At 65.2% G+C, this 25,597-nt stretch carries 23 protein-coding genes; 8 read left to right on the forward strand and 15 right to left on the reverse strand.

What is annotated here, in order from left to right:
* Positions 1 to 128: 128 nt before the first annotated feature.
* Positions 129 to 926, reverse strand: a complete 798-nt coding sequence (locus tag RAD10_RS15910) for a hypothetical protein (RefSeq protein ID WP_461618254.1) — start codon at positions 924 to 926, stop codon at positions 129 to 131.
* Between the two features lie 104 nt (positions 927 to 1,030).
* On the opposite strand from RAD10_RS15910, the gene RAD10_RS15915 reads away from it, so the two are divergent.
* The 3 genes from RAD10_RS15915 (at position 1,031) to RAD10_RS15925 (ending at position 4,524) form a co-directional block, all read left to right on the forward strand.
* Entirely contained in the window at positions 1,031 to 1,522 is a 492-nt protein-coding gene (locus RAD10_RS15915; RefSeq protein WP_461618255.1) for a YaiI/YqxD family protein, read from the forward strand.
* A 2-nt stretch (positions 1,523 to 1,524) separates the two neighbouring features.
* Positions 1,525 to 3,336 (forward strand): ABC-F family ATP-binding cassette domain-containing protein, encoded by a 1,812-nt coding sequence (locus RAD10_RS15920; RefSeq protein ID WP_461618256.1) that lies wholly within the window; start codon positions 1,525 to 1,527, stop codon positions 3,334 to 3,336.
* 108 nt (positions 3,337 to 3,444) lie between these two features.
* Positions 3,445 to 4,524 carry an alanine racemase gene (locus RAD10_RS15925; RefSeq protein ID WP_461618257.1) on the forward strand — a complete coding sequence of 360 codons (1,080 nt, stop codon included), beginning with the start codon at positions 3,445 to 3,447 and terminating at the stop codon, positions 4,522 to 4,524.
* Here the strand turns inward: RAD10_RS15925 and RAD10_RS15930 are convergent.
* Positions 4,521 to 5,420: a LysR family transcriptional regulator gene (locus tag RAD10_RS15930; RefSeq protein ID WP_461618258.1), complete on the reverse strand. Its 900-nt coding sequence runs from the start codon at positions 5,418 to 5,420 to the stop codon at positions 4,521 to 4,523. The genes RAD10_RS15925 and RAD10_RS15930 overlap by 4 nt on opposite strands.
* A 90-nt stretch (positions 5,421 to 5,510) precedes the next feature.
* On the opposite strand from RAD10_RS15930, the gene RAD10_RS15935 reads away from it, so the two are divergent.
* Positions 5,511 to 6,728: an MFS transporter gene (locus RAD10_RS15935; RefSeq protein ID WP_461618259.1), complete on the forward strand. Its 1,218-nt coding sequence runs from the start codon at positions 5,511 to 5,513 to the stop codon at positions 6,726 to 6,728.
* A 9-nt stretch (positions 6,729 to 6,737) separates the two neighbouring features.
* On the opposite strand, the gene RAD10_RS15940 is transcribed toward RAD10_RS15935, so the two are convergent.
* From RAD10_RS15940 to RAD10_RS15975, 8 genes are all read right to left on the reverse strand, one after another.
* On the reverse strand, positions 6,738 to 7,964 hold the full coding sequence (locus RAD10_RS15940) for a BaiN/RdsA family NAD(P)/FAD-dependent oxidoreductase (RefSeq protein ID WP_461618570.1): 1,227 nt from the start codon (positions 7,962 to 7,964) through the stop codon (positions 6,738 to 6,740).
* On the reverse strand, positions 7,961 to 8,878 hold the full coding sequence (locus RAD10_RS15945; protein WP_018319886.1) for an SDR family NAD(P)-dependent oxidoreductase: 918 nt from the start codon (positions 8,876 to 8,878) through the stop codon (positions 7,961 to 7,963). Before RAD10_RS15945 ends, RAD10_RS15940 begins: the two co-directional genes overlap by 4 nt.
* Positions 8,879 to 8,983: 105 nt before the next feature.
* Positions 8,984 to 9,463 (reverse strand): MaoC family dehydratase, encoded by a 480-nt coding sequence (locus RAD10_RS15950; RefSeq protein ID WP_028145119.1) that lies wholly within the window; start codon positions 9,461 to 9,463, stop codon positions 8,984 to 8,986.
* A complete protein-coding gene (locus RAD10_RS15955; RefSeq protein ID WP_461618260.1) occupies positions 9,464 to 11,194 on the reverse strand; it encodes an AMP-binding protein in 1,731 nt (576 codons plus the stop codon).
* A gap of 128 nt (positions 11,195 to 11,322) precedes the next feature.
* Positions 11,323 to 12,225 (reverse strand): 3-hydroxyisobutyrate dehydrogenase, encoded by a 903-nt coding sequence (gene mmsB / locus RAD10_RS15960; protein ID WP_283811329.1) that lies wholly within the window; start codon positions 12,223 to 12,225, stop codon positions 11,323 to 11,325.
* A gap of 13 nt (positions 12,226 to 12,238) precedes the next feature.
* Positions 12,239 to 13,306 (reverse strand): enoyl-CoA hydratase/isomerase family protein, encoded by a 1,068-nt coding sequence (locus tag RAD10_RS15965; RefSeq protein WP_461618261.1) that lies wholly within the window; start codon positions 13,304 to 13,306, stop codon positions 12,239 to 12,241.
* On the reverse strand, positions 13,303 to 14,448 hold the full coding sequence (locus RAD10_RS15970) for an isobutyryl-CoA dehydrogenase (protein ID WP_092252673.1): 1,146 nt from the start codon (positions 14,446 to 14,448) through the stop codon (positions 13,303 to 13,305). The genes RAD10_RS15965 and RAD10_RS15970 overlap by 4 nt, the downstream gene beginning before the upstream one ends.
* A 22-nt stretch (positions 14,449 to 14,470) precedes the next feature.
* A complete protein-coding gene (locus RAD10_RS15975) occupies positions 14,471 to 15,967 on the reverse strand; it encodes a CoA-acylating methylmalonate-semialdehyde dehydrogenase (protein WP_461618262.1) in 1,497 nt (498 codons plus the stop codon).
* A 101-nt stretch (positions 15,968 to 16,068) separates the two neighbouring features.
* Between RAD10_RS15975 and RAD10_RS15980 the strand changes: the two genes are divergently transcribed.
* Positions 16,069 to 16,983, forward strand: a complete 915-nt coding sequence (locus RAD10_RS15980) for a LysR family transcriptional regulator (RefSeq protein WP_461618263.1) — start codon at positions 16,069 to 16,071, stop codon at positions 16,981 to 16,983.
* A 97-nt stretch (positions 16,984 to 17,080) separates the two neighbouring features.
* Here the strand turns inward: RAD10_RS15980 and RAD10_RS15985 are convergent, their stop codons facing one another.
* Both RAD10_RS15985 and RAD10_RS15990 read right to left on the reverse strand, forming a co-directional pair.
* A complete protein-coding gene (locus RAD10_RS15985) occupies positions 17,081 to 17,698 on the reverse strand; it encodes a TetR/AcrR family transcriptional regulator (protein WP_461618264.1) in 618 nt (205 codons plus the stop codon).
* 64 nt (positions 17,699 to 17,762) lie between these two features.
* On the reverse strand, positions 17,763 to 18,296 hold the full coding sequence (locus RAD10_RS15990; RefSeq protein WP_461618265.1) for a PaaI family thioesterase: 534 nt from the start codon (positions 18,294 to 18,296) through the stop codon (positions 17,763 to 17,765).
* Positions 18,297 to 18,450: 154 nt separating this feature from the next.
* On the opposite strand from RAD10_RS15990, the gene RAD10_RS15995 reads away from it, so the two are divergent.
* The 3 genes from RAD10_RS15995 to RAD10_RS16005 all read left to right on the forward strand — a co-directional run bounded on the left by RAD10_RS15995 (position 18,451) and on the right by RAD10_RS16005 (position 22,106).
* Positions 18,451 to 19,221, forward strand: a complete 771-nt coding sequence (locus RAD10_RS15995; RefSeq protein WP_461618266.1) for an enoyl-CoA hydratase — start codon at positions 18,451 to 18,453, stop codon at positions 19,219 to 19,221.
* 280 nt (positions 19,222 to 19,501) lie between these two features.
* A complete protein-coding gene (locus tag RAD10_RS16000; protein ID WP_461618267.1) occupies positions 19,502 to 20,698 on the forward strand; it encodes an acetyl-CoA C-acyltransferase in 1,197 nt (398 codons plus the stop codon).
* A gap of 112 nt (positions 20,699 to 20,810) precedes the next feature.
* Positions 20,811 to 22,106, forward strand: coding sequence for an MFS transporter (locus RAD10_RS16005; protein WP_461618268.1), 1,296 nt, complete (start codon positions 20,811 to 20,813; stop codon positions 22,104 to 22,106).
* Here the strand turns inward: RAD10_RS16005 and RAD10_RS16010 are convergent.
* The 3 genes from RAD10_RS16010 to RAD10_RS16020 form a co-directional block, all read right to left on the reverse strand.
* On the reverse strand, positions 22,103 to 23,467 hold the full coding sequence (locus tag RAD10_RS16010; RefSeq protein ID WP_461618269.1) for a carbohydrate porin: 1,365 nt from the start codon (positions 23,465 to 23,467) through the stop codon (positions 22,103 to 22,105). The genes RAD10_RS16005 and RAD10_RS16010 overlap by 4 nt on opposite strands.
* A 36-nt stretch (positions 23,468 to 23,503) precedes the next feature.
* Complete coding sequence (locus RAD10_RS16015; protein WP_461618270.1) at positions 23,504 to 24,520, reverse strand: transporter; 1,017 nt, start codon at positions 24,518 to 24,520, stop codon at positions 23,504 to 23,506.
* 112 nt (positions 24,521 to 24,632) lie between these two features.
* Complete coding sequence (locus tag RAD10_RS16020; protein ID WP_461618271.1) at positions 24,633 to 25,412, reverse strand: acetoacetate decarboxylase; 780 nt, start codon at positions 25,410 to 25,412, stop codon at positions 24,633 to 24,635.
* Positions 25,413 to 25,597: the final 185 nt, after the last annotated feature.

The following is a 25,597-nucleotide window of genomic DNA, read 5'->3' on the forward strand; positions in this document are numbered from 1 at the left end:
CATCCATCGACTTGACCAATGGCCAACCTGTCAGTGATGTGTCCGAACAGGTGTCAGCCATGTCTCCGGACTAAACACTCCGCGGGGCATGACAGCATTTTCGGAGCGGCAGCTTCGCCCTTCCCGCCCTACACCGCCTGCTCGCGCGGCTGGTAGATCGCAATGTGCTGGCAATGCGCGAGCGGCGTCGTGCCGTTGGCGACGACGAGCGCGTCGAGCTCGACGAAGCGGTGGCCTTTCTTCTCGTAATTCGCCGTGACCTTGGCCCGCGCGGCGATCTCGTCGCCGGTGCGTACCGCCGACAGCAATTGCATGCGGCTGCCGACGTGGATCCACGGGCCCAGAACGGTGTTGTCCACCAGCACGCGGTTCATGACGCGCTGGATCAGACCGGGATGGCCGAGCCCCTCGCGCGCAAAGATCGGATCGGTTTCCCTGATGTCGGCGAGATAGTCAGCCGCATCCTGCCCGGCCCATCGTCGGGGCGTCGTGCCCAACCATTTGCCTGTCTCGAACGTCGCGGGGCTGACCGGCGTGCGCTCGGCGACCACGGGGACCGCGACATAGTCGCTCAGCGACACCACAGGCGGCGCGGCCGGCAACGAGGCCGTGCCTGTCGCGCAGAGTTCGGTGCGGCTGAACACCTCGATCGTCAGCAAGCCGTTGTGCTCGGTCGCATCGACATCGGCAGGCTCGCCATCATAGACCGGCTTGATGAAGCGGGCCTCGACCAGCCCGCGGGACAGGAAATCGCGGCCCCAGCGCGCCAGCGGCACATGCATCATGTAGGCGAAGACATCAACGCCGGGGACCAGCCCGCCGGAAAAGCCGAAGCGACGCGCCACCGTGTCGTCATGCATCTTGTTTTCGGATTGCTTGGCGGTGTTGTAGGCCTCGACGCGCCAGGTTTCGAGCCGGTTCGGCATGGGGTCATCTTCCCTGTTCTTGTTGTTTCGGGCGGATCGTAGGCTCCAGGGAACACCGGTCAATCCCCTCGCCTTTGCGGCCCGAATGGGGTACCACGCGGCGAATGACTGACACCCCCACCCGCATCTATGTCGACGCCGACGCCTGCCCGGTAAAGGACGAGATCTATCGCGTCGCGCTCCGGCACGGCGTGCCCGTGAGCGTGGTCGCCGGCAATTTCATTCGCGTGCCGCACGATCCACTGATCGAGCGCATCGCCGCAGGCGCCGGTATGGACGCCGCCGACGACTGGATCGTCGAGCGCGTCAAGCCGGGGGACGTCGTCGTGACATCGGACATTCCGCTGGCGAGCCGCTGCGTCAAGGCCGGCGCCGACGTGATCGCCCCGAACGGCAAGCCGTTCACGGAAGAGTCGATCGGGATGACGCTGGCGGTGCGCAATCTGATGACGGATCTGCGCTCGGCCGGCGAGGTCACCGGCGGCCCGCGATCATTCGCACCGCGCGACCGTTCCGCCTTCCTCTCGGCGCTCGACCAGACGCTGCGCCGGATCCAGCGCCGCCGCGCCGATCAGGCCGCAACACATCAAGGCTGATCATGGCGCCGCCGCTGATCCAACTCAAAGACATCAGGCTGACCTTTGGCGGCACGCCGCTGCTGTCAGGCGTCGAGCTCAACGTCGCGCCATCCGAGCGCGTCTGCCTGATCGGCCGCAACGGCTCGGGCAAGTCGACGTTGCTGAAGATCGCGGCCGGCCTCGTCGAACCCGATGGCGGCACGCGCTTCGTGCAGCCGGGCGCGACCGTGCGTTACCTGCCGCAGGAGCCCGACTTCGGCGAGCACAAGACCACGCTTGCCTATGTCGAGTCCGGTCTCGCGCCCGGCGACGATCAGCACCAGGCGCGCTACCTGCTGGAGCAGCTTGGCCTGACCGGTGACGAGAACCCGCATAATCTCTCCGGCGGCGAGGCCCGTCGCGCGGCGCTGGCGTATGTGCTCGCGCCCTCGCCTGACATTTTGTTGCTGGACGAGCCGACCAACCATCTCGATCTCGCCACCATCGAGTGGCTGGAGCAGGAGCTCGACTCCAGGCGCAGCGCGCTGGTGATCATCAGCCACGACCGCCGCTTCCTCACCAATCTCTCGCGCTCCACCGCGTGGCTCGACCGCGGCAAGATCAAGCAGATCGATCGTGGCTTTGCTTCGTTCGAGAGCTGGCGCGACGAGGTGCTGGCGGAAGAGGAGCGCGACCAGCACAAGCTCGACCGCAAGATCGTCGATGAGGAGCACTGGCTGCGCCACGGCGTCTCCGGCCGCCGCAAGCGCAACGTCAAGCGTCTCGGCAATCTGCATGCGCTGCGCGACCAGCGCCGCAACTATCGCGGCACGGCCGGCACCGCCAGTCTTGCAGCTAGCGAAGCGGAGCAATCAGGCAAGCTGGTGATCGAGGCCAAGGGCGTCACCAAGGCCTATGGCGAGCGCATGATCGTCGAGAATTTCTCGACGCGCATCCAGCGCGGCGACCGGCTCGGCATCATCGGCCCGAATGGCGCCGGCAAGACCACGCTGGTCAATCTGCTCACCGGCGGCGGGCAACCAGATTCCGGCACGATACGTCTCGGCGCCAATCTGGAGGTAGCGACGCTCGATCAGCATCGCGAAAGCCTCGATCCGAAATCGACGCTGGCTGAAGCCTTGACCGGCGGTCGTGGCGATCAGATCATGGTCGGCGGCAAGCCGAAGCACGTCGTCGGCTACATGAAGGACTTTTTGTTCACGCAGGAGCAGCGCGGCACGCCGGTGGAAGTCCTCTCGGGCGGTGAGCGCGGCCGGCTGATGCTGGCGCGCGCGCTGGCAAAACCCTCGAACCTGCTGGTGCTGGACGAGCCGACCAACGACCTCGATCTCGAAACGCTCGACGTCCTCGAAGACATGCTCGGCGATTACGAGGGCACCGTCATCCTGATCAGCCATGACCGCGACTTCCTCGATCGCGTCGTCACCTCCGTGATAGCGCCTGAGGGCAACGGCAAGTGGACCGAATATGCCGGCGGCTACAGCGACATGCTGACCCAGCGCGGTGCGGATCTGAAGCGTGAAACGGCGAAGGCGCAGCCGATTGCGGAGAAGAGAGAGGAGCGCGCCGCTGCTCCCGCCTCCGCACCGAGGCGCAAGCTAAGCTTCAACGAGAAGCACGCGCTGGAAACGCTGCCGAAGAAAATGGAAACGCTGCAGGCCGATATTGCAAAACTGCAGCGCGTGCTCGACGATCCCAATCTCTATGCGAAAGATCGCAAGAAATTCGACAACACCTCCGCCGCTATCGCGAAGGCGCACGAAGAGCTATCGGCGTCCGAAGAGCGCTGGCTCGAACTGGAAATGCTCCGCGAAGAGATTGAACAGGCTTAGCTTGTAAGATGGGTAGAGCGCAGCGAAACCCATCGCACAAAGGGATTAGGTTATGATGGGTTTCGCTTCGCTCTACCCATCCTACGGATCCGGAAATAGAGAGATCTCATGACAACTCCCCTCGCCGCAAAAATCGCCCGCGAATATGGCACGCCCTGCGCCGTCATCGACATGGACAGGGTCGAGCGCAACATCGCGCGGATCCAGAAAGCCTGCGACGAGGTCGGTGTCGCCAACCGTCCGCACATCAAGACGCACAAGAACCCGACCATCGCCAAGATGCAGGTCGCGGCCGGCGCCAAGGGCATCACTTGCCAGAAGCTGGGCGAAGCCGAGATCATGGTCAATGCCGGCATCGACGACATCCTGATCAGCTACAATCTTCTCGGCGAAGAGAAGATGGCCCGCCTCGGCGCGCTGCAGGCGAAGGCCAACATGACGGTGGCCGCCGACAATTCGACCGTCGTCGCCGGCCTGCCCAAGGCTGCGGCGGCGTCGGGCCGTCCGCTCTCGGTCGTGGTCGAATGCGATACGGGGCGCAAGCGCGCCGGTGTCGAGACGCCGGCGGAAGCCATTGCGCTGGCGCGCGAGATCGCCGCATCCAAGGGGCTGCAGTTCGCCGGCTTCATGATGTATCCGACCGAGACCGGCTGGGCGGACGCGCAGAAATTCTACGATGAGGCGCTGGCCGGTGTGCGCGCGCACGGGCTGGACGCAAAAATCGTCTCGACCGGCGGCACGCCGAACCTGAAGAACATCGGCAAGCTCAAGGGCGGCACCGAGCATCGTTTCGGCACCTACATCTATAACGACCGCATGCAGGTGGCGGCCGGCGTCGCCAGTTGGGACGACTGCGCGCTGCACATCTATTCGACGATGGTGAGTCGCGCCGCGCCCGAGCGCGGCATCCTCGATGCCGGCTCGAAGACGCTGACCACTGATACCGGCGGTCTCGACGGCCATGGCCTGATCCTGGAGCACCCCGAAGCCAAGATCGCGCGCTTCGCCGAGGAGCACGGCTTCCTCGATCTCTCCCGCAGCAACACGCGCCCGAACGTCGGCGACGTCGTCCGCGTCGTGCCGAACCATGTCTGCGTCGTCGTCAACATGATGGACGAAGTGGTGATGGTGCGCGGCGAGGAGATCATCGGCACGCTGCCCGTGGCGGCGCGGGGCAAGCTGCGCTAACCGATCAACGCCTTCAGCTCCCGATCCAGTCCGTCGCGAAACAACTTGATCGGACGCGCCAATCGGCCGGCGGGCGGGCGATGCACGATCCATGCGCGCACGGCCGGGTTGAAGCCACGCACCGCGACCGGCTTGAGCTTGCCGCGGAATGCGCTCCGCTTCAGCGCAATCGGCGTCACCAGACCGACGCCGAGGCCGCGCGCGACCAGCGACAGACGAAGCTCGCTGTCGAGGGCCTCCACCGCAATGTTGAAGGGCAGATGCTCGGCATCGAAGCGACGCTTCAGCCCGTCACGAAATCCGCAACCATCCTGGTTGATCACCCACGACATTTGCGACAATCGCTCCAGATCGACGATACGGGGCATCTTCACGTCGCGTGCGACGACGAAAATGACCGGCTCCGCACCGAGATCGTCGGCGAGAAGCTCCGCAGGGGGCACAGCGCCATCAGGCAAGCAAATCGCTGCAGCATCGAGTTCGTTGCGACAGACCCGCTCGACCTGAAGCGGCGACCAGCCGGAAACGACCCGCACGGCCAGAGCCGGAAATTCGGCCCGCACGGCGTCGAGCGGCGCGGTGAGCCCCGCCTCCGAGAGAAACGGCGTGAGGCCCAGCCTGAACTCACCGCGCACCACCCCATCATTCGCGACGCCCGATTTGAGATCATCCAGCATTCTGAGCAGGCGTCGTCCCTGCTCATAGGCCTCGTGGCCCGCAGCCGTCGGCTTTAACGGCTTGGAGAGCCGGTCGAGAAGCTGCGCACCCAGCATCTCCTCGAGATTCTGGATGCGCCGAGTTACGCCGGGCTGAGTAAGATTGAGGCGCGCAGAAGCCGCGACGATCGATCCGGTCTCGACCACCGCAACGAAGGCGACGAGGTCATGGGTATTCATAACATACTCGCATATTCTTTATAGGCTTATTTGAATTGTAGCATATTAGCCCACTCGCTTAAAGGACCCACACCATTGTAGCGAGGACCGATGACCGTCTCCGAAACCACCAGGTTTGCATCTCCCAAACAACTCGCCGAGCGCCCCCTGATCTGGCTCGGCGCGATCACCACTGGCGTCGTCGTCACCAATTTGTTTGCACCGCAAATTCTGGTTGGCCTGATCGGCGGCTCCCTGGGCATGGCGCCTTGGCAGGCCGGCCTCGTCAGTACGTTGACGCTGCTCGGCTATGCACTCGGTCTCCTGCTGCTTGTCCCGCTCGTCGATCTCGTCGAGAACAAGCGCCTCATCCTGCGGACGCTCGGCTGCGCCATCCTTGCCGCACTTGCGACAGCACTGGCGCCGACGCCATTGCTTCTGCTGTTCGCCACGTTCGTTCTCGGTGCCTCCTGCGCGGCAATCCAGATGGTGGTCCCGCTGGTCGCGTCCATGGTGGCGTCGGAGCGTCGCGGCCAGGCCATCGGCGAGGTCATGGGCGGATTGATGATCGGCATCCTGTTGTCGCGGCCAGCGGCAAGCCTGATTGCCGATCTCTGGAGCTGGCGCGCCTACTACGTTGTCTCGGCAGGTCTTATGGCGCTCCTCGCCGGCGCGCTCGGCCGCTATCTGCCAGCACTTCAGCCCACTGCGCGCGCGAGCTACCGCGAATTGCTCCGCTCCTTCCCAAGGTTGCTGCGGGAAGAGCCCGTACTCCGCGTACGAGCCTGGACTGCAGCGCTGGTCATGGCGTCCTTCACCGCCTTCTGGGCCGCGGTGGCGCTGCGGCTGCCGGACGCGCCGTTCGCCCTGGACATCAAGGGAATTGCCGCTTTCGCATTGATCGGCGTGGCCGGCGCTGCGGCAACGCCACTGGCCGGCCGCTGGGGCGACAAGGGCTGGGCCCGCCCCATGTTCGTCGCAGCCCATACGCTCATCATTGGCTCGCTCGCGCTCTGTGCCTGGGCCGGCATGCTGGAATCCCGCAACGCCGCTCTGCTGGTGTTGAGCCTGGGCACGATCCTGCTCGACATCGGCATCACCACCGACCAGACGCTTGGCCGCCGCGCCATCAATCTGCTGCGCCCCGAGGCACGCGGCCGCATCAACGGCCTGTTCGTCGCATTGTTCTTCATCGGCGGCGGCGTGGGCGCAGCGGCCGCATCCGTTGCCTGGAGTTACGGCGGCTGGACGCTGGTCTGCGCGGTCGCGGCGAGCTTCGGCGCGCTCGGACTCGTTACCGATCTCGCGACCCGGACCGGAACGTCATGATCCCCGAAATCAGGACGACGATTGCGCGAGCCACTGCAACACGTCTCGTGCCGCGGCCGCGCCCGTCGCAAAAGACGCCTGCAGCAGGTAACCGCCTGTCGGCGCCTCCCAATCCAGCATCTCGCCCGCGACAAACACGCCGGGCAGCTTGCGCAGCATGAATTGGTTGTCGATCTCATCGAAGGTGATTCCGCCCGCAGTCGAGATCGCGCGATCAATCGGGGCAACGCCGGTAAGCTGAACCGGAACGGCGTTGATCAGATGCGCAAGCTCGGCGGGCGAGAACGCGGCCAGTGGCCGGCTGGACACGATGGCGGCCTCCTGCATCAAGCCGATGCCGACCGGCGACACTTGCGCCGCCTTGCGCAGGAAGTTCGCGAGCGATTGCTTGCCGCGCGTGCCTGATAGCCGCGTGGTCAGAGCGGCGGCATCGAGGTCGGGCCGCAACGCAATCATCAGCGTCGCCTGTCCGAGACCCAGCACCGCCTCGCGAAGCTCGGCCGACAGCGCGTAGATCGCGCCGCCCTCGATGCCGCTACGCGTGATCATGGCTTCGCCCCGCACCGTATGCGCGCCGATCGTCAGCGCCACGCCCTTGAGTGGCTGGCCCTCGAAGCGATCGCGGAACACATCGGACCAGGCGACCGTGAAGCCGGAATTGGCTGGCCGCAGCTTTGAGATGGCAACGCCCTTCGCGGCAAGGATGTCGGCCCAGCTGCCATCCGACCCCAGCCGCGGCCAGCTGGCGCCGCCAAGCGCAAGCACCGTCGCATTGGCAACGACAGCCGCACCGCCATCTGGCGTTCGAAACAACAGCCGCCCCTCGTCATCCCAGCCGGTCCAGCGATGACGAAAGGCAAACCGCACGCCGCTCGCATCGAGCCGCCGGAGCCACGCGCGCAGCAAGGGCGAGGCCTTGAACGCTTTTGGAAACACCCGCCCGCTGGTGCCGACGAAGGTCGGCTCACCCAAGGCTTCGCTCCACGCGCGCAACGCCCCAGGCGAAAACGCCTCGACTGCCGCCTGCAGCTTCGGGGCCGCCTCGCGATAGCGCGCCATGAACTCCGACAGCGGTTCGCTGTGGGTGAGATTGAGCCCGCCGCGGCCGGCCATCAGGAATTTTCGGCCCGCGGACGGCATCGCGTCGTACACGGTGACGCGCGCGCCGCCCTGCGCCAGCACCTCCGCCGCCGTCAGCCCGGCGGGACCGGCCCCGATGACGGCGACATCGGTCAGAGCTTGATCCCCGCCCGTGCCGCGGCTTGCGCCACATATTTCTGCGTCTGCTCGAACGCCCCCGTCAGCGCCTTGGCCTTCGACATGTCGCTGATTTCGGCGAAATGCGCGGCGACGGCGTCCGGCGTCCATTCGGACTCCGGCAAGTTGATGCCTTCGCTCTCCACGATCTTGATCACCGCGAAGGAGCCCGCGCCGGCGCCCATGATGGTGCGGGTCGGCGCGTCCTCGCTGAGCATGTACTCGACCGCGGGCGTGATCGCGTTCGGCTTCATCAGCTGCAGCGCCTGCGGAGGCAACAGCTCTTCCGTCATGCGGGTCGCGGCCGTCGGCGAGATGATGTTGACGCGGATGTCGGACTTGCGGCCTTCCTCGGCCAGCACGTTCATCAGGCCGACCATGCCGGACTTGGCCGCGCCGTAATTGGCCTGGCCGAAATTGCCGTAGAGGCCGGAGGACGACGTCGTCAGCACGATGCGGCCATAGTTGCGGTCGCGCATGCCGGCCCAGGCGGCCTTGCAGCAATAGAAGGTGCCGACGAGGTGGACGTCGAGCACCTTCTGGAAGTCGGCCGCTTCCATCTTGCCGAACGACTTGTCGCGCAGGATTCCGGCATTGGCGCACAAGAGATCAACGCTGCCCCACTCCTTGGTGGCGCGCTCGACCATGGCGGTTACCTGCTCGAAATTGGAGACGTCGGCGCCATCCGCCATCGCGGTGCCGCCGGCCTTGCGGATTTCCTCGACCACGGTCTCGGCCGGCGACAGCGAGCCACCGGTGCCGTCACGCGCGCCGCCGAAATCGTTGACGACCACTTTCGCGCCGCGGCTGGCCAGCCCCAGCGCATGCGCGCGCCCCAGACCATTGCCGGCGCCGGTGACGATGGCGACGCGTCCGTCGAACCTGATTGCCATGAGTGCGTTCCTAATGCTGGTCGTCATGGCCGGGCTTGACCCGGCCATCCATCAAATTGACAGGCTTTTGAGCAGCGAAGACCGGCCGGGTCAAGCCCGCCCGCCCTACGCGAAATAGATCAGACCCAGCCACTCCGCGACCAGCGCCGGCTTGTCCTCGCCCTCGATCTCCACCGTGACATTGGTGCGGGACTGCAGCTCGTTGGGCTTGCGGAGCTTGGCTTCGGCCAGCACGAAACGGCCGCGGACGCGCTTGCCCGAGCGGACCGGCGAGATGAAGCGCAGCTTGTCGAAGCCATAATTGACGCCCATCGTGGTCCCCGCGATCACGGGCATCACCTCATAGGACATGATCGACAGCAGCGACATCGTCAGGAAGCCGTGCGCGATGGTGGTGCCGAAGGCGGTCTCCTTCTTGGCACGTTCAGGATCGACGTGGATGAACTGGTGATCCTCGATCACGTCGGCGTAGGTGTCGATGCGCGGCTGATCGATCAAGTGCCACGACGACACGCCGATCTCCTTGCCGACCATGGCCTGATAGGCTTCCAAGGAAATCGGCGGCTTCTTCCAGACTTCGTTCACTTAGGTCTCACTCCGTGTTTTCGGCAGTTCCGGAAAATCCTCCTCACGGAATTCCCGGCCGCGCAGCGGATCGTTGCGATCATCGTCGCGCTCCAACCTGCGTAGCTGCACCCGGCGGATTTTTCCAGAGATCGTCTTCGGCAGCTCGGTGACGATTTCGAGGCGGCGGATGCGCTTGAACGGGGCGAGCCGCGTGTGCAGATGCTGGAAGATCGACAGCGCGGTCTCGGGCGTCCGCTCCGCGCCCGAGGTCAGCAGCACGAACGCCTTGGGGATCGCGAGCCGGATCGGATCCGGGCTCGGCACCACCGCGGCTTCCGCGACCAGCTCATGCTCGAGCAACACACTCTCCAGCTCGAACGGGCTGATCCGGTAATCCGACGACTTGAACACGTCGTCGGAGCGGCCGACAAAGGTAAGATAGCCCTCGTCGTCTTCGAACACGACATCGCCGCTGCGATAGAGCTCGCCTTCGGCGCCGGAGAGCTTGCCGTCGTCGCTCTGATAACCCTGCATCAGGCCGGCGGGCCGCTCGGCGCCGAGCACCAGCGTGACCTCGCCTTCCTTCGCCTTGTTGCCGTCGGCGTCGCTGATCTGCACGCGATAGCCCGGCAGCGGCCGGCCCATCGAGCCGATCTTGATCTTCTGGCCCGGCGAGTTGCCGGCGAGCGCAGTGGTTTCGGTCTGGCCATAGCCGTCGCGGATGGTGAGCCCCCAGGCCGCCCGCACCTGGTCGATCACTTCAGGATTCAGCGGCTCGCCGGCGCCGCAGACCTCGCGCAAGCTCACCTTGAAGAACGCAAGGTTCTCCTGGATGAACAGCCGCCACACCGTCGGCGGCGCGCACAGCGTGGTGACGCCGCAGCGGCCGATGGTCGCGAGCAGCGCCTTCGCATCGAAGCGCGGCTGATTGACCACGAACACGGTGGCGCCCGCGTTCCACGGCGCGAAGAAACAGCTCCAGGCATGCTTGGCCCAACCCGGCGAGGAGATGTTGAGATGGACGTCGCCGGGCTTCAGCCCGATCCAGTACATGGTCGACAGATGCCCGACCGGATAGCTGCGCTGGCTGTGCCGGACGAGTTTTGGTTTTGCAGTGGTCCCCGAGGTAAAGTAGAGCAGCATCGGGTCGTCGGCATTAGTCGGGCCCTCGGCGCTAAAACTCTCCGGGGCCTTTGCGGCATCATCGTAAGCGAGCCAGCCATCGGAGGGCGCACCGACCACGATACGGACCACGTTCTCGGCACCAAGACTTTCGAATTTAAGGCTTGCGAATTTCGCGACCTGATCCTCGGCCGCGACCACCGCCCTCGCCTTGCCGCGATCGAGGCGATCGCGGAGCTCATCCGCGGTGAGCAGCGTGGTCGCGGGGATCACGACGACGCCGAGCTTCATCGCCGCCAGCATCGTCTCCCAGAGCGGAACCACATTGCCGAGCAGCAGCAAGAGATGATCACCGCGCTTCAGGCCCTGCGCGCGGAGAAAATTCGCGACCTGGTTCGAGCGCTTCGACAGCGCCGCAAAGGATAGTTTTGTCTGCCGGTCCTGCGCGGCGTCGACGATCCAGAGCGCGGGCCGGTCCTTGGCTTCGGCGTCCTTCGCCAGCTCGTCGAACCAGTCGAGCGCCCAGTTGAAGGGAACCGGATCCGGCCAGCGGAAGCCTTTGACCGCCGTCTCGTAATCCGTGCGGTGGTTGAGCAGAAACGCGCGCGCGTCCTGAAATGTCGTCATGTTCCGGGCCCGTCGAATTGATGTTCGAGCGTAGCCCGGATGGAGCGAAGCGCAATCCGGGGCCGGCTACGCCATTGGAAGCAGCTGTCCCGGATTTCGCTTCGCTCCATCCGGGCTACGAAGCCTCGCTATTTTCCAGCGAGGCTGCGAACGTGCTTGATAATTCCGGAAAAATCCACCCCACCTTGCCCGGCTGCGTCGAAAGACTGATAGATCTCCTGCGCATGCTTGCCGAGCGGGGTGGCCGCGCCCGCAGCCTTCGCGGCGTCCTGCGCCAGCGTCAGATCCTTCACCATCAGCGCCGAGGCGAATCCCGGCTTGTAATCGTTGTTCGCTGGCGAGGTCGGCACCGGGCCCGGCACCGGGCAATAGGTCGTCAGCGACCAGCACTGGCCCGACGAGGTCGAGGCGACGTCGAACAGCGCCTGATGCGAGAGTCCGAGTTTCTCGCCGAGCGCAAACGCCTCGCTCACCGCGATCATGGAGATGCCGAGGATCATGTTGTTGCAGATCTTGGCCGCCTGCCCTGCGCCGGCGCCGCCGCAATGCACGATCTTCTTGCCCATGTTCTCCAGCACCGGCTTTGCCGCCGCGAAAGCGTTCTCCTCGCCACCGCACATGAAGGTGAGCGTCGCGCCCTTGGCGCCGCCGGTGCCGCCGGAGACCGGCGCATCCACCGAGAGCACGCCGTGCTTGCCGGCGAGCGCATGCGCCTGCCGCGCACTCTCGACGTCGATGGTGGAGCTATCGATGACCAGCGCGCCCTTGGTCATCGCGGGAAGGATTTCGTTCCAAACGCCGAGCACATGCTTGCCGGCCGGCAGCATCGTGACGACGACATCGGCGCCCTTCACCGCGCCCGCGGCGCTGTCGGCGATGCCGGCGCCGTCGGCTTTGGCCTGATTGCGCGAGGCTTCGACGAGATCGAACGCCACCACCTTGTGGCCCGCCTTGACCAGATTGGCCGCCATCGGGCCGCCCATGTTGCCGAGACCGATGAATGCGATCGTGGCCATTGTCGTTTCCTCCAGCTTCAATCGTTGATTAGTTGAACTTCAGCTCGTCGGCGCCGATCTCGGCGAGATACGGCGCAAGCATCTCTGGCGTCACATCCTCGATCCGCGGCGGCGACCAGATCGGATTGCGGTCCTTGTCGATCACGGCCGCGCGCACGCCCTCGCGAAAATCATCGCTGCGGAACACCTCGAGCGCGGCACGGTATTCGCGCACCAGGCATTCCTCCAGGCTCGACGCGGTGCGCGCCAGTCGCAACAGATTCAGCGTCACCACCATGCCGCGCGGCGATTTCTCGTTGAGCGTCTTCAGCGTCGCCAGCGCGAACTCCGAGCCGTCACGTTTCAGAGCGGCAAGGATATCTTCCATCCGGTCGAAGCCGAACAATGCGTCGATTGCCGGCTCTTTTGCAGCGACCGGTCCCGCGGTCTCACCGGTCGCAAAACTGTTGATGAGCTTGGTCACCTCAGCCGCGGTCACTCCCTGACGAACCCTGGTGAGGGCCTCGCGCAGCTCGGGCCATTTGGCTGCCGGCACCACGGCGTCGGCGAATTTCGCGTGGATCGCGTCGGGCCCGTTCATGGTCTGGCCGGTGAGGCCGAAGTAAGTGCCGACCTCGCCCGGCGAGCGCGACAACAGAAAGGTGCCGCCGACGTCAGGGAAGAAGCCGAGCCCGACTTCGGGCATCGCGAGCTTAGTGCGATCGGTGACGATGCGGTGGCTGGCATGGGCGGAAAGCCCGACGCCGCCGCCCATCACGATGCCGTCCATGAAAGCGATATATGGTTTTGGGAATTTCTTGATCCGGGCGTTGAGGATGTACTCCTCGCGCCAAAGGATCTTGCCGAGGTCGCCGTTGACCTTCGAGCTTTCCCAGAGCGTGCGGATGTCGCCGCCAGCACAGAGGCCGCGCTCGCCGGAGCCTTCCAGCACGATCACCGCGACGGCGGGATCGGCCTCGAAGCGGTCGAGCGCCTTGTCGATGTCGCGAAACATCTCCAACGTGACGGCGTTGATGGCCTTGGGACGATTGAGCCTGATGATTCCGGCCGCGCCCTCGACGCGGGCAACGAGATCGCCCTCTTCCACTGAACTCATCGCGCGCCCTCGATCAGTTTGCGCGCCACGATGAGCCGCATGATTTCATTGGTGCCTTCGAGGATCTGATGCACGCGCAGATCGCGCACGATCTTCTCGATCCCATATTCGCTCAAGTACCCGTAGCCGCCGTGAAGCTGCAGCGCATGGTTGGCGACCTCGAAGCCGACATCGGTGCCGAAGCGTTTGGCCATTGCACATAGCATCGTGGCATCGGGGTCCTTGCGGTCCAGCGCCGCGGCGGCACGCCACAGAAAAGTGCGCGCGGCCTCGAGCTCGATCGCCATGTCGGCGAGACGGAATTGCAGCGCCTGGAATTCGTCGAGGCGCTTTCCGAAGGCCTTGCGCTCCTTCATGTAGGCGCGCGCCTTGTCGAGCGCGGTCTGCGCACCCCCCAGCGAGCAGGCCGTGATGTTGAGCCGGCCGCCGTCGAGGCCCGCCATCGCGATCTTGAAGCCGATGCCCTCCTCGCCGAGGCGATTGGCGACTGGGACGCGGGCATTCTCGAACATCACGGCGCGGGTCGGCTGTGCGTTCCAGCCCATCTTGCGCTCATTGGCGCCGAAGGAGACGCCCGGCGTCTTGCCGTCGATGACGAGGGTCGAGATGCCGCCCGGGCCATCGCCGCCGGTGCGCACCATCGCGACCAGCAGATCAGTACCGCCGGCACCGGAGATGAACTGCTTCTGGCCGTTGAGAACGTAGTGATCGCCATCGCGCACCGCGCGGGTGCGGAGCGCCGCGGCATCCGAGCCCGCGCCCGGCTCGGTCAGGCAGTAGCTGGCGATCAGCTCCATGGTGCAGAGTTTTGGCAGCCATGTATGGCGCTGGGTGTCGCTGCCGAAGGCATCGATCATCCAGCTCGCCATGTTGTGGATCGAGATGAAGGCCGAAGTGGTCGGACAGCCCGTCGCCAGCGCCTCGAAGATCAGCGCCGCGTCGAACCGCGTCATCGCGGAACCACCGACATCCTCGCGGATGTAGATGCCGCCCATGCCGAGCGTAGCGGCTTCGCGCATCACGTCGACGGGGAAATGCTTCTCCTCGTCCCAGCGCAGCGCGTGCGGCGCGATCTTCTCCGCCGCAAACGCCAACGCCATGTCGCGAACCGCGATCTGATCCTCGTTCAGAGCGAACTGCATATGAGCCTCGCTCTCAAGGGGATCACTTCATCAGCGGGATCGAGAACTCCGCGCCTTCCTTGACGCCGGACGGCCAGCGCGAGGTCACCGTCTTGGTCTTGGTGTAGAAGCGGACCGAATCCGGGCCATGCTGGTTGAGATCGCCAAAACCCGACTTCTTCCAGCCGCCGAAGGTGTAATAGGCGATCGGCACCGGGATCGGCACGTTGATGCCAACCATGCCGACATTGACCTTGGCCGCGAAGTCGCGGGCGGCATCGCCGTCGCGGGTGAAGATCGCAACGCCGTTGCCGTAATCGTGATCCGACGGCAGCGCCAGCGCCTCCTTGTAGTCGTGCGCGCGGACGACCGAGAGCACGGGGCCAAAGATCTCTTCCTTGTAGATCCGCATGTCCTTGGTGACGTTGTCGAACAGCGAACCGCCGAGATAGAAGCCGTTCTCATAGCCCTGCATCTTGAAGCCGCGGCCATCGACTGCGAGCGTCGCGCCTTCCTTGATGCCGATGTCGATGTAGCCCTTGACCTTCTCGACCGCCTCGCGCGTCACCAGCGGGCCGTAATCAGCCGAGGGATCGATCGAGGTGCCGATCTTGAGCGACTCGACGCGCGGGATCAGCTTTTCCATGAGACGGTCGGCAGTGGACTTGCCGACGGGGACTGCGACCGAGACGGCCATGCAGCGCTCGCCGGCCGAGCCGTAGCCCGCGCCGATCAGTGCATCGACGGCCTGGTCCATGTCGGCATCCGGCATGATGATGGCGTGGTTCTTGGCACCGCCGAAACACTGGCAGCGCTTGCCGGTCTGGGCGGCGCGCTCATAGATGTACTGCGCGATCGGCGTGGAGCCGACGAAGCCGACGGCCTTGATATCGGGATCGTCGAGGATGGCATCGACGGCTTCCTTGTCGCCGTTGACGACGTTGAGGATGCCGGCCGGCAGGCCCGCCTCGATCATGAGTTCGGCAAGCAGCATCGGCACGCCGGGATCGCGCTCCGACGGCTTGAGGATGAAGGCGTTGCCGCAGGCGATCGCGGGCGCGAACTTCCACATCGGGATCATCGCCGGGAAGTTGAACGGCGTGATGCCGGCGACGACACCGAGTGCCTGACGCATGGAATAGATGTCGATGCCGGGGCCGGCGCCTTCGGTGTATTCGCCCTTCATCAGATGCGGGATGCCGCAGGCGAACTCGGCGACCTCGAGGCCGCGCTGGATGTCGCCCTTCGCATCGGGAACGGTCTTGCCGTGTTCGCGGGCGAGCAGCTCGGCGAGCTTGTCGTAGTCGCGCTGAACCAGCTCGACGAATTTCATCATGACGCGGGCGCGGCGCTGCGGATTGGTCGCGGCCCATTCCGGCTGCGCGGCGCGGGCATTCTCGACGGCGGCGCGGACCTCGGCCTTGGACGCCAGCGCCACCTTGGCCTGGACGTCACCGGTCATCGGCTCGAAAACGTCGGCGGTGCGGCCAGACGTGCCCTTTACTTCCTTGCCACCGATGAAATGTCCGACTGAACGCATGAATGATCTCCTTGAGGCCGAGCTTGAACGCTTTGACAAATCCTATCGACCTGCATTTTATAGGATTCAAGTCTGAGATAATGCACCATAGATGTGCGAAAATGCTGGATCAAGGCGCTATCGATTGGGACGACTTTCGCTTCGTGCTGGCCATCGTGCGGGGCGGCTCGGTCTCGGCTGCGGCAAAACAGCTCGGGGTCGACCATGCCACGGTGATCCGCCGCGTCGACCGGCTGGAAAAGCACCTCTCGGCCAAGCTGTTCGACCGGCGCAAGACCGGCTACCTCCTCACCGAGGCCGGCCAGCGCGTGGCCGACAGCGCGGAAGCGATGGAATCGACCATCGTCGCCAACCAGGAGCAGGTCGGCGGCTCCGTGGCGCGGCTGACGGGGACGGTGCGGATCGGCGCGCCTGATGGCTTCGGCACCGCTTTCCTGGCGCCGCGGCTGGCCCCCTTCGCCGACCGGTATCCCGATCTCGATCTGCAACTTGTGGCCACCGCGCGGCTGTTCAGTCTCTCAAAGCGCGAGGCCGATATCGCCATCAGCCTGACCATGCCGAAGGAAGGCCGCATCGTCGGCCGCAAGCTGCTCGACTACCGCCTCGGCCTCTACGCCGCCCCCACCTATCTGGACCGCTTCCCGAAAATCGTCTCGCGGCAGGACCTGCCGCAGCACCGCTTCGTCGGCTACATCGAAGAGCTCTTGTTCACACCGGAACTCGATTATCTGCCGCAGGTGTCGCCGCGGATCTCCGCGCGCTTCCGCAGCGCCAATCTGATCGCACAGCTCAACGCCACGCTCTCTGGCTTCGGCATCGCAGTGCTGCCGCACTTCATGGCGAGCGATTATCCGCAACTCGTGCCGGTGCTGCCCGAGGAGATCTCGATCACGCGGACATTCTGGATGCTGATGCACGCCGACAGCAAGGATCTGGCGCGGATCCGAGCGGTGGCGGACTACATCGGCGAGATCGTGGAGCGCGAGCGGGCGTTGTTTGCGGGGCGCACTTCGTAGGGTGGGTTAGGCGTAACCCACCACGTCTGTCTCCGCGGAAATCGAAGAGGTGGATTACGCTTCGCTAATCCACCCTACGCATTCAACGGCACCTCGCCTAGTTCTTCACCTTCTTCACCGCCGCCGCCTTCGGCTCACGCTTCGTACCTTCCACCGCACTGTCCCGGCCCACCTTCAACACCTCGTCGGAGAGCTCGCTCGACCCGGCAATGCGCGCCAGCAACATGGTGCCGGCCATCGTCGCCAGCGTCGCAACCGCCTGCTTGCGCGCGGCCTTGCGCGGCATGTTCGGAATGTTGTCCGCCAGCACCTCGATCATCTCATCGAGCTTGCCGGCAAAGGCCTTTCGCGCCTTCGGGCTCTCGCGGGCGATCTCGGCACCGAGAGCGGGAATCGAGCAGCCATGGCCGGGATTGTCGCGATGCAGCGCCGACAGGTAGGCCTCCGCGATCATCGCCAGCCGCTTGTCCGGCGAAACCTCGTCGGTGATCTTGCGCCAGTGCTCCATCGAGCGGTCCATCGCGTAACCGAACGCCTCGATCACCAGCGCCTCGCGGGAATCGAAATGCGCGTAGAAGCCGCCATGGGTCAGGCCCGCCTCCTTCATGAGGTCGGCCACGCCGATGCCATGGGCGCCCTTTTCGCGCAGCCGCACAGAAGCCCTCTTCACGATCCGGTCGTGGGTTTCCTGCTTGTGTTCCCGGGAGTAGCGCATGCGGTTCTCATTGAATGTCGATGGTCATCTCATAACACCCAAATGACGAAAAGGGTGCATTAATTCATGTTAAGTTGCTTCCGATCATGGAAAACGTTGCAGTTGCGTGCACCGCAAGGGCGCCCTTGCCGTCCCGGACGAAGCCTTCGGTGTAGCTGGTCTGCCGTCCCAACTTGATCACCTTGCCTTCGGCCGAGATCAGGCCTGAGCGAACCGAGAGCGGACGCAGGAAGGTCATTTTCAGGTCGAGCGTCACAGAGCTCTGCCCCGCTTCCAACCGGGTCGAGATCGCGCATCCCATCGCGGTATCGAGCAGCGCAGCTGCGGTCGCGCCGTGGATGAGGCCGATGGTGTTTTCGAGGTCCTCGCGCGGCTCCAGTTCCATGACGATCCGCCCCGGCTCGACCACCCCCACCGTGAAGCCGATCAGTTTTGCGAAAGGCGGCGGGGGCAGCCGGCCATCGCGAATGCCCAGCATGGCGTCCATGCCCGACAGGCCCATCGCTACTTTCGCGACCAGCGCCGGCACCTGCCAGTCCACCACGCGCTCGCGCCGCTGCGCGGGCGAAAACAGATCGAATTGGTCGGGTTCAGTCATAAGATCCCTTTTGTATGTTACTCATCATACTATGCCACGGACTTCGCCCTTGCAACTCGCCCCCCGCCCCGCTTGACAATAAGGACGTTTCGGCCCGGAAGTGGCACCGACCCGCGCGCCTCGCGCCGGTCCACGAAACCTTCGAGATCCCACGATGGAAATGCTCAACCCCCACTGCGGCGTGACTCGCGATGCGCGCGGCGTCGTTCATGTCGCGATCTGCAACGCCGGCCCGCTCAATATTCTCGGCTCGCCGGTGACCGACGCCGTGCGCGAAGGCCTGCAGCAGCTTGCATCCGACCGCAGCATCCGCGTCGTGGTGCTGCGCGGCCAGAGCGAGAAGAGCATGATCGGCGGCGCCGACATCAAGGAGATGGCCAAGCTCGACCAACGATCGGCCGAAGCTTTCATCAGCCGCCTGCGCGATCTCTGCGAGGCCGTGCGCGCCTTCCCCGCCCCGGTCATCGCGCGTATGCCCGGCTGGTGCCTTGGCGGCGGTCTCGAAGTGGCGGCCGCCTGCGATTTCCGGATTGCCGCGCATGATGCGCATTTCGGAATGCCGGAGGTGCGCGTCGGCATCCCCTCGGTGATCCACGCAGCGCTGTTGCCTCGCCTGATCGGCTGGGCCCGCGCGCGCTGGCTGGTGATGACGGCGGAGAATATCGACGCAGCCACCGCGCTCGCCTGGGGACTGGTCGACAAGGTCGCGGCGGAGGGCGAACTGGACGCGGCCGTCGAGCACACCGTGAAGGCGCTGCTCGAATGCGGCCCGGAGGCGCTGCGCTCGCAGAAGGCGCTGCTGCGGCAATGGGAGGAACTGCCGCTGACGGAGTCGGTGAATCTGAGCGTCAAGGTGTTCGGCGAGTCGTTCCTGACGGACGAGCCGACCCGGCTGATGCAGGCGTTTGTGAACAGGAAGCGATAGGCGCGAGGAACGAAGGCGCTTCCTCAAAGACGATGTCATGCTCCGCGAAGGCGGGGCATCCAGTACGCCGCAGCCTCTCGGTTCTAGCCTCACGGCCTCTGGAATACTGGATCGCCCGCTTTCGCGGGCGATGACAGTGTGCCGTAGGTAAGCCTCCCTCGCTCGAACGACCAAATCTCATCCCACCCACGACAATTTCTCATCCCTTGCGCGGTTGCATTTTTTGCACCGCATCATATGATGATCATAATCTTACACATCACCGCCAGGGAGCCCCATCATGGCCGAAGCCGCCGATCCCGTCGTCATCGTCTCCGCCGCCCGCACCCCGCTCGGCCGCTTCATGGGCGAGCTCTCGCCGCTCCCCGCGCACAAGCTCGGGTCACACGTGATCGGCGCGGCGCTGCAGCGCGCAAGACTTGCACCCGAGAAAGTCGACGAGGTCTTCATGGGCTGCGTGCTGCCGGCCGGACAGGGCCAGGCGCCCGCGCGTCAGGCGGCGCGCGCGGCCGGACTGCCCGACGCAACCGGCGCGACCACGGTCAACAAGGTCTGCGGCTCCGGCATGAAGGCGACCATGCTGGCGCACGACATCATCCGCGCCGGCTCGGCCGACATCGTCGTCTCCGGCGGCATGGAGAGCATGAGCAACGCGCCCTATCTGCTCGCCAAGGCGCGCGGCGGCTATCGCGTCGGCCACGACCGTATCATCGACCACATGATGATGGACGGCCTGGAGGATGCCTACGAGACCGGCCGCTCCATGGGCGATTTCGGCGAAGCGACCGCCGAGGCCTATCAGTTCACCCGCAAGGACCAGGACGCCTATGCGATGGAGACGCTCAGCCGCGCCCGCAAGGCTGTCGAGGGCGGCGCGTTCAAGGCCGAGATTGCGCCGATCACGCTCGCGGAAAAGGCCGGTCCCCGCATCGTCGCCAATGACGAGCATCCACTCAAAGTCGATCCGGCAAAGATCCCGGGCCTGAAACCGGCGTTCCGTGCCAACGGCACCATCACGCCGGCCGCCTCCTCCGCCAATGCCGACGGCGCCGCCGCGCTGGTGCTGGCGAAGCGGTCGCTCGCCGATCGGACTGGCCTGCCCATTCTCGCGGAGATCAAGGGCCACGCCACCCACAGCCAGGAACCGCAATGGTTTACCACGGCGCCGATCCCGGCGATCCGCAAGCTGCTCGACAAGGTCGGCTGGGCTGCCTCCGACGTCGATCTGTTCGAGATCAACGAGGCCTTCGCCGTGGTCGCAATGGCGGCGCAGCGCGACCTCGGCATTCCCCGCGACAAGCTGAACGTCAACGGCGGCGCCTGCGCACTCGGCCATCCCATCGGCGCGACCGGCGCGCGGCTGATCGTGACGCTGCTGCACGCGCTCGAGGCGAACAACCTCAAGCGCGGCATTGCCGCGCTTTGTATCGGCGGCGGCGAAGCCACGGCGATCGCGGTGGAGCGGCTGGCACGCTGAGCGCGGGTGTCCGAAATAGAGGGAAGTCTGTCATTTCAGACTTCCCTTCCCCGTGCCAGACTGGAACCATGACGCGAGTCCCACCGGGCTCGCCAACCCACATTGAGGCCCAATGATCTCGAACCGGCTCGCGGCAGCATTGTCCCGCCGCAACATTCATTACGGCTGGGTGATGGTCGGCGTGACCTTCCTTGCCGCGCTGATCAGCGCCGGCACGGTCGGTGCGCCCGGCGTGTTCATCGTTCCGCTTCAGAAGGAGTTCGGCTGGAGCACGGCGGAGATCTCCTCCGCGCTGTCGATCCGGTTCATCCTGTTCGGACTGATGGCGCCATTCGCGGCCGCCCTGCTCAACCGCTACGGCCTGCGCAACGTCACGCTGGCGGCCCAGCTGATCGTCGTCTCGGCGCTCGTAGCATCGCTCGGCATGACCGAGGTCTGGCAGCTCGTTGCGCTGTGGGGCGTGGTGATCGGCATCGGCACCGGCATGACCGCGCTGGTGCTCGGCGCAACCATTGCCACGCGCTGGTTCGCGGCGCGGCGCGGCCTCGTCGTCGGCATCATGACCGCAAGCGTCGCTACCGGTCAGCTCGTGTTCCTGCCGTTGCTCGCAAGCCTCACCGAACGCTATGGCTGGCGGCTGGCGCTCGGCTTTGTCTGCATCATGCTCGGCGTCTCCGCGGTGGCCGTCCTGCTTGCGATGCGCGACCGTCCGAGCGATCTCGGCCTGCGCCCGTACGGCGATGGGGGCACCGAGCCCCTGCCGGCCCCGCCCGTGAGCCACGGCTCGATCACGGGCGTGGCGCTCGGCACGCTGCGCGATGCCTCGAAGTCGACCGCATTCTGGATCCTGTTTGCGACCTTCTTCGTCTGCGGCGCTTCCACCAACGGCCTCGTCCAGGTTCACCTGATCCCGATGTGCCTCGATTTCGGCATCCCGCAGGTGCAGGCCGCGAGCCTGCTCGCAGCCATGGGCATCTTCGACTTCTTCGGCACCATCATGTCGGGCTGGCTGTCGGACCGCTACGACAACCGCTATCTCCTGTTCTGGTATTACGGGTTGCGCGGGCTCTCGCTGATCTTCCTGCCGTTCAGCGATTTCTCGTTCTACGGCCTGTCGATCTTCGCGATGTTCTACGGGCTCGACTGGATCGCAACCGTGCCGCCCACCGTGCGCCTCACCGCGCAGAAATTCGGGCCCGAGCGCGCCAACCTGGTGTTCGGCTGGATCTTTGCCGGCCACCAGCTTGGCGCCGGTACCGCCGCCTTCGGTGCCGGCCTGTCGCGGACCGTCTATGAGAGTTACCTGCCTGCGTTCTTCATCGCCGGCGCGCTCTGCGTGTTCGCCTCGTTGATCGTGCTGGCGCTCTCGCGGCAACCGAAGCTGCAGCCGGCGGCGGCCTCGGCCTAGTATCTAATCGTGGTGGTGACGCCGAACACTGCGGCGTCACCGATCCGCGAAACACCGCTCGGATCGTTCGGATTCGGGACGCCGCCGGAGGGACGGAACACATATTGAAAGTAAGGCGCGATCAGCCAGCCCGGCTTGATGTGCGCCTCGTAGATCATCTCGATCAGCGTCTCGTTGCTGCGCACCGGACTGCGGATGCCGGTGAAGGCCTGCGTGTCGACGTCGAGATTGCGCGCGGTATTCGAGATCCGCATGTAGGCCATGGCGACGCCGAAGCGGTCGAGCGGACGGCCCGGCGTGAAGCCGACGAAGCCGATGCCGCCGTCCATATAGAGGTCGATCAGATTGCGATCCGGCGGGCTGTAGGCGATGCGGCCGAACGCGGTGATGCCGGGGAGCGAGGCCGACGTGCTGGTCTCGGTGACCTCAGGCGGGCGATACAGCACCTGCTCGATCACGGCGAAGATGCCGTAATTGCCTTTGAGTCTTGCGGGAATGCCGCTGCCGCCGGGATCGGCGATCGACATCCCCTCCGCCGTCAAGCGCTGGCTGTCGAACGAGCCGTAATGCTTCCACGCACCCGGCGTGAAATTGCCGGCGAGCGGGCGGCCGCCGATATCGATGTCGTAGTTGAAGCGGACCTGCCCGATCACCCATGGCGGATCGTTGATGCGGAATGCCAGGCCATGATGGTCGCGCAGCTGCGGATCGACATCGCCCGGCCCGGACGGATCGCCATTGAACACCGCACCATACGCGATAATCTTGTCGGTCAGTGCCGCCTTGATGCGAATGCCCGGCACCGCGATCGGTGGCGCCGGGCCGCCCGCCGGAAGATTGCTGGCCTTGATCGCGGGCCAGCCGAAGGTGCCGTTGATGAAGAGGTCGTCGGTCTGGCTGTCGAAGAACTCGACATCGGCGGCCTGCTGGCCGGCCCGGATGTTCAGGCGGTCATTGAAAAAGCTCTGCTCGAAATAGGCATTGTAAAGCCGCTGGTCCGGCAGCGCCTCGATCTCGCTGATGGTGGCGAGGTTCATCACGTAGTTGCGGGAGAGGCCCTGGCCGTAGATGATGAAGGCATTGGCGTAAAAGCGGCCGCCGGTCCAGCCGACCAGCTTGTCGAGGTCGGCGTCGACCGACAGATCAAGCCGGCCGAAATGGACGGCACCGCGCTTCACGCCGCCGGCGGCGTTGGCGATATTGTCTGCGATATAGGTGGCACCGAAATTCAGGCCCTTGCCGGCAAGGCCGTCATGCCACGCGTTGAACCATTTGGGAAACAGCCATGCGGCCGCGCTCTCGTCCTTGGCGCCGGCGAGCGCGCTCGTCGCCGTGCAGGCCACGGCAAGCGCGGCCGCCACGGATATTTGGGTCCCCCAACTCACGATCGACACACGCTACTTGAAGATACCGGTGCGCCGCATGAACAGATAGGCCGCGGCAACCGAGGAGGCCATCAGTACCGCGGCCCAGAGGAATCCGCTCTCGACCTCGGTCAGCGGCAGGCCCTTGGTGTTCATGCCGAAGATGCCGGTGATCAGCGTCGGCGGCAGCAACAGCGAGGTCACGATGGAGAGGGTGTGGAGATGGCGGTTGCTCTCCTCCTCGTTCTTGAAGCGCAGCTCCTCCTCGAGCAGGCGACTGCGCTCGCGCAGCTCGACGATGTCGTGATCGAGGCCATCGAGCCGCTGCGCGAGCTTGCCGGCCTGGATCCGCAACGCCGGCGACAAATGATCGGTGTTCTTCTGATCGAGACGGTGAAACAGCGTGCGCAATCCGGTCAGCTGCCGATGCAGCCGCACGCAGGTGCGGCGGAGCCGGCCGAGGTTGCGGCGCATCTGCGGCTTGGCGTCATCGGCCAGGATGCGCTCCTCGATATCGTCGATCTCCTGGCCGAGCTTGTCGGCCATCCGGTCAAGCGTGTCGGCGACCTCGTCGACGATCTTTTCGAGCAGATGGGCGACGTTGTCGACGCGGTAGCCGCCTTCGAGCACCCGCCGCGTGGCGTCCGCCGAGCACAGCGCCTGATGGCGGCCGGAGACCAGCAGCCGCTCGGTCATGGCGAAGCGCAGGAACGCGGTCTCCTCCGTCGCGCTGTCGATCTCGCGCACGAGGTCGGAAAACACGCCATAGACGCAGTGATCGATGACGTGAAGCTGCTGGAAGGTGTCGCTCGACAGCAGCAGCTCGCGCGCGAGCGGCGGCAGCTGCGACGCCGCGATCCAGGGCCGCGCCCGCGCGTCAGTCAGGTTGAAATGCAGCCACAGCCGGCCGTCATGGCTGAACTCGATCGGCTGCTCGACCGGCAGCGCCTCGGCACTGCCGTCGCCGTGCAGGCGGAAGGCCCAGACCAGGCCGGGAATGGCGGGTTCGCCGTCCGATAGTGCGCTGACAAGCTTTGCCGGCTCAGCCATGGCCAACCCCAACCGCCAACAACTGCCCCATTCCGGAAGATGGCTGACGGCATCTTCCGGACCCCCACGCGGGTACTCAATTACGCCAGTGTTACAGTTTGATGATGCCGCCCTATTCCGCCGCGAGCCCGGTCGCGGCCGCCTCGGCTTGCCTGATGTAGTCGTGCACGACGCGGCCGAACGGCAGCGTCAGATCGGCGATGTAATGATGCGCCCCGAGGCAGCGGCGGACCGGAAAATCCGCAACTGGCGCGTTGACATGCGGCACCAGATGCAGCCGGCCCGGCCCCATCCAGGAGCCCTTCGGCACGATATCGACGAGGTTGATCGCGACCAGCTGGCAGACTTCGAGACGGCCGTCGACGCCCGGGATCATCTTCAGATTGATCTGCGTCTTCGACAGCGTGGCGCGGGTGAGATCGCCGTTGCCGGCCATGCTCTCGTGCTTGTAGCCCATGGTGCCCATGGCGACGAGCTGGCCGGCATATTCCAGCGTGCCCGTCAGCGTGTCCTTGACGATCTCGAGCTTGGGGTGGGCGTATTTCTTGGGAAAGCCCCAGATCTCGCGGCCGGCGGCGATCGGCGGATCGTCGTCGAGATACATCTGCGAGACGAAGTTGACGTCCTCGCCGTTGAGACGCGCGGGGATGACGAGGCCGGATTCGGTGTAGCTGCCGAAGCCGGAAGAATCCGGCATCCTGATCCATTCGTAATGCACGATCGGCTGGTCGATCGGCTGCAATGGCTCAGGCAGGCCGGCGCGGATCAGCACCGGGTCGGTCTCGTAGGTGATGACGAGGAATTCGCGGTTGACGAACCGATACGGCCCGGCCGGATAGCTCGGCCCCGCCGCGGGCATGGACGGAAGTCTCAGCACGTCTTCGCTTCGCATCGCTGGTCTCCTGTGAATCCTGATCGGCGGCAATTGCTAGCGATCCTCATTGACTGCGATGTGAAGCTTTTCCGTCAGGCGCACGACCCCTGCCATTGCAGCGTGGTCGATCTGCGTTGCCGGCGATGCATTGGTGCCGCCTTGTCATCACGCCGTCACCGCGGGACGCAATCGTCTGGCGCAAG

Source organism: Bradyrhizobium sp. 23AC, from assembly GCF_054863025.1.

Bases quoted from the DNA above. Each gene is read 5' to 3' on its own strand.
- RAD10_RS15925 (WP_461618257.1), top strand. From the start codon at position 3,445: ATGACAACTCCCCTCGCCGCAAAAATCGCCCGCGAATATGGCACGCCC.
- RAD10_RS15935 (WP_461618259.1), top strand. From the start codon at position 5,511: ATGACCGTCTCCGAAACCACCAGGTTTGCATCTCCCAAACAACTCGCC.
- RAD10_RS15990 (WP_461618265.1), bottom strand. From the start codon at position 18,296: ATGACTGAACCCGACCAATTCGATCTGTTTTCGCCCGCGCAGCGGCGC.
- RAD10_RS15955 (WP_461618260.1), bottom strand. From the start codon at position 11,194: ATGACGACATTTCAGGACGCGCGCGCGTTTCTGCTCAACCACCGCACG.
- RAD10_RS16000 (WP_461618267.1), top strand. From the start codon at position 19,502: ATGGCCGAAGCCGCCGATCCCGTCGTCATCGTCTCCGCCGCCCGCACC.
- RAD10_RS15970 (WP_092252673.1), bottom strand. From the start codon at position 14,448: ATGCAGTTCGCTCTGAACGAGGATCAGATCGCGGTTCGCGACATGGCG.
- RAD10_RS15930 (WP_461618258.1), bottom strand. From the start codon at position 5,420: ATGAATACCCATGACCTCGTCGCCTTCGTTGCGGTGGTCGAGACCGGA.
- RAD10_RS15995 (WP_461618266.1), top strand. From the start codon at position 18,451: ATGGAAATGCTCAACCCCCACTGCGGCGTGACTCGCGATGCGCGCGGC.
- RAD10_RS15975 (WP_461618262.1), bottom strand. From the start codon at position 15,967: ATGCGTTCAGTCGGACATTTCATCGGTGGCAAGGAAGTAAAGGGCACG.
- RAD10_RS15915 (WP_461618255.1), top strand. From the start codon at position 1,031: ATGACTGACACCCCCACCCGCATCTATGTCGACGCCGACGCCTGCCCG.
- RAD10_RS15945 (WP_018319886.1), bottom strand. From the start codon at position 8,878: ATGGCAATCAGGTTCGACGGACGCGTCGCCATCGTCACCGGCGCCGGC.
- RAD10_RS16005 (WP_461618268.1), top strand. From the start codon at position 20,811: ATGATCTCGAACCGGCTCGCGGCAGCATTGTCCCGCCGCAACATTCAT.
- RAD10_RS15980 (WP_461618263.1), top strand. From the start codon at position 16,069: ATGCTGGATCAAGGCGCTATCGATTGGGACGACTTTCGCTTCGTGCTG.
- RAD10_RS16020 (WP_461618271.1), bottom strand. From the start codon at position 25,412: ATGCGAAGCGAAGACGTGCTGAGACTTCCGTCCATGCCCGCGGCGGGG.
- RAD10_RS15965 (WP_461618261.1), bottom strand. From the start codon at position 13,306: ATGAGTTCAGTGGAAGAGGGCGATCTCGTTGCCCGCGTCGAGGGCGCG.
- RAD10_RS15920 (WP_461618256.1), top strand. From the start codon at position 1,525: ATGGCGCCGCCGCTGATCCAACTCAAAGACATCAGGCTGACCTTTGGC.
- RAD10_RS15985 (WP_461618264.1), bottom strand. From the start codon at position 17,698: ATGCGCTACTCCCGGGAACACAAGCAGGAAACCCACGACCGGATCGTG.
- RAD10_RS15910 (WP_461618254.1), bottom strand. From the start codon at position 926: ATGCCGAACCGGCTCGAAACCTGGCGCGTCGAGGCCTACAACACCGCC.
- RAD10_RS16015 (WP_461618270.1), bottom strand. From the start codon at position 24,520: ATGGCTGAGCCGGCAAAGCTTGTCAGCGCACTATCGGACGGCGAACCC.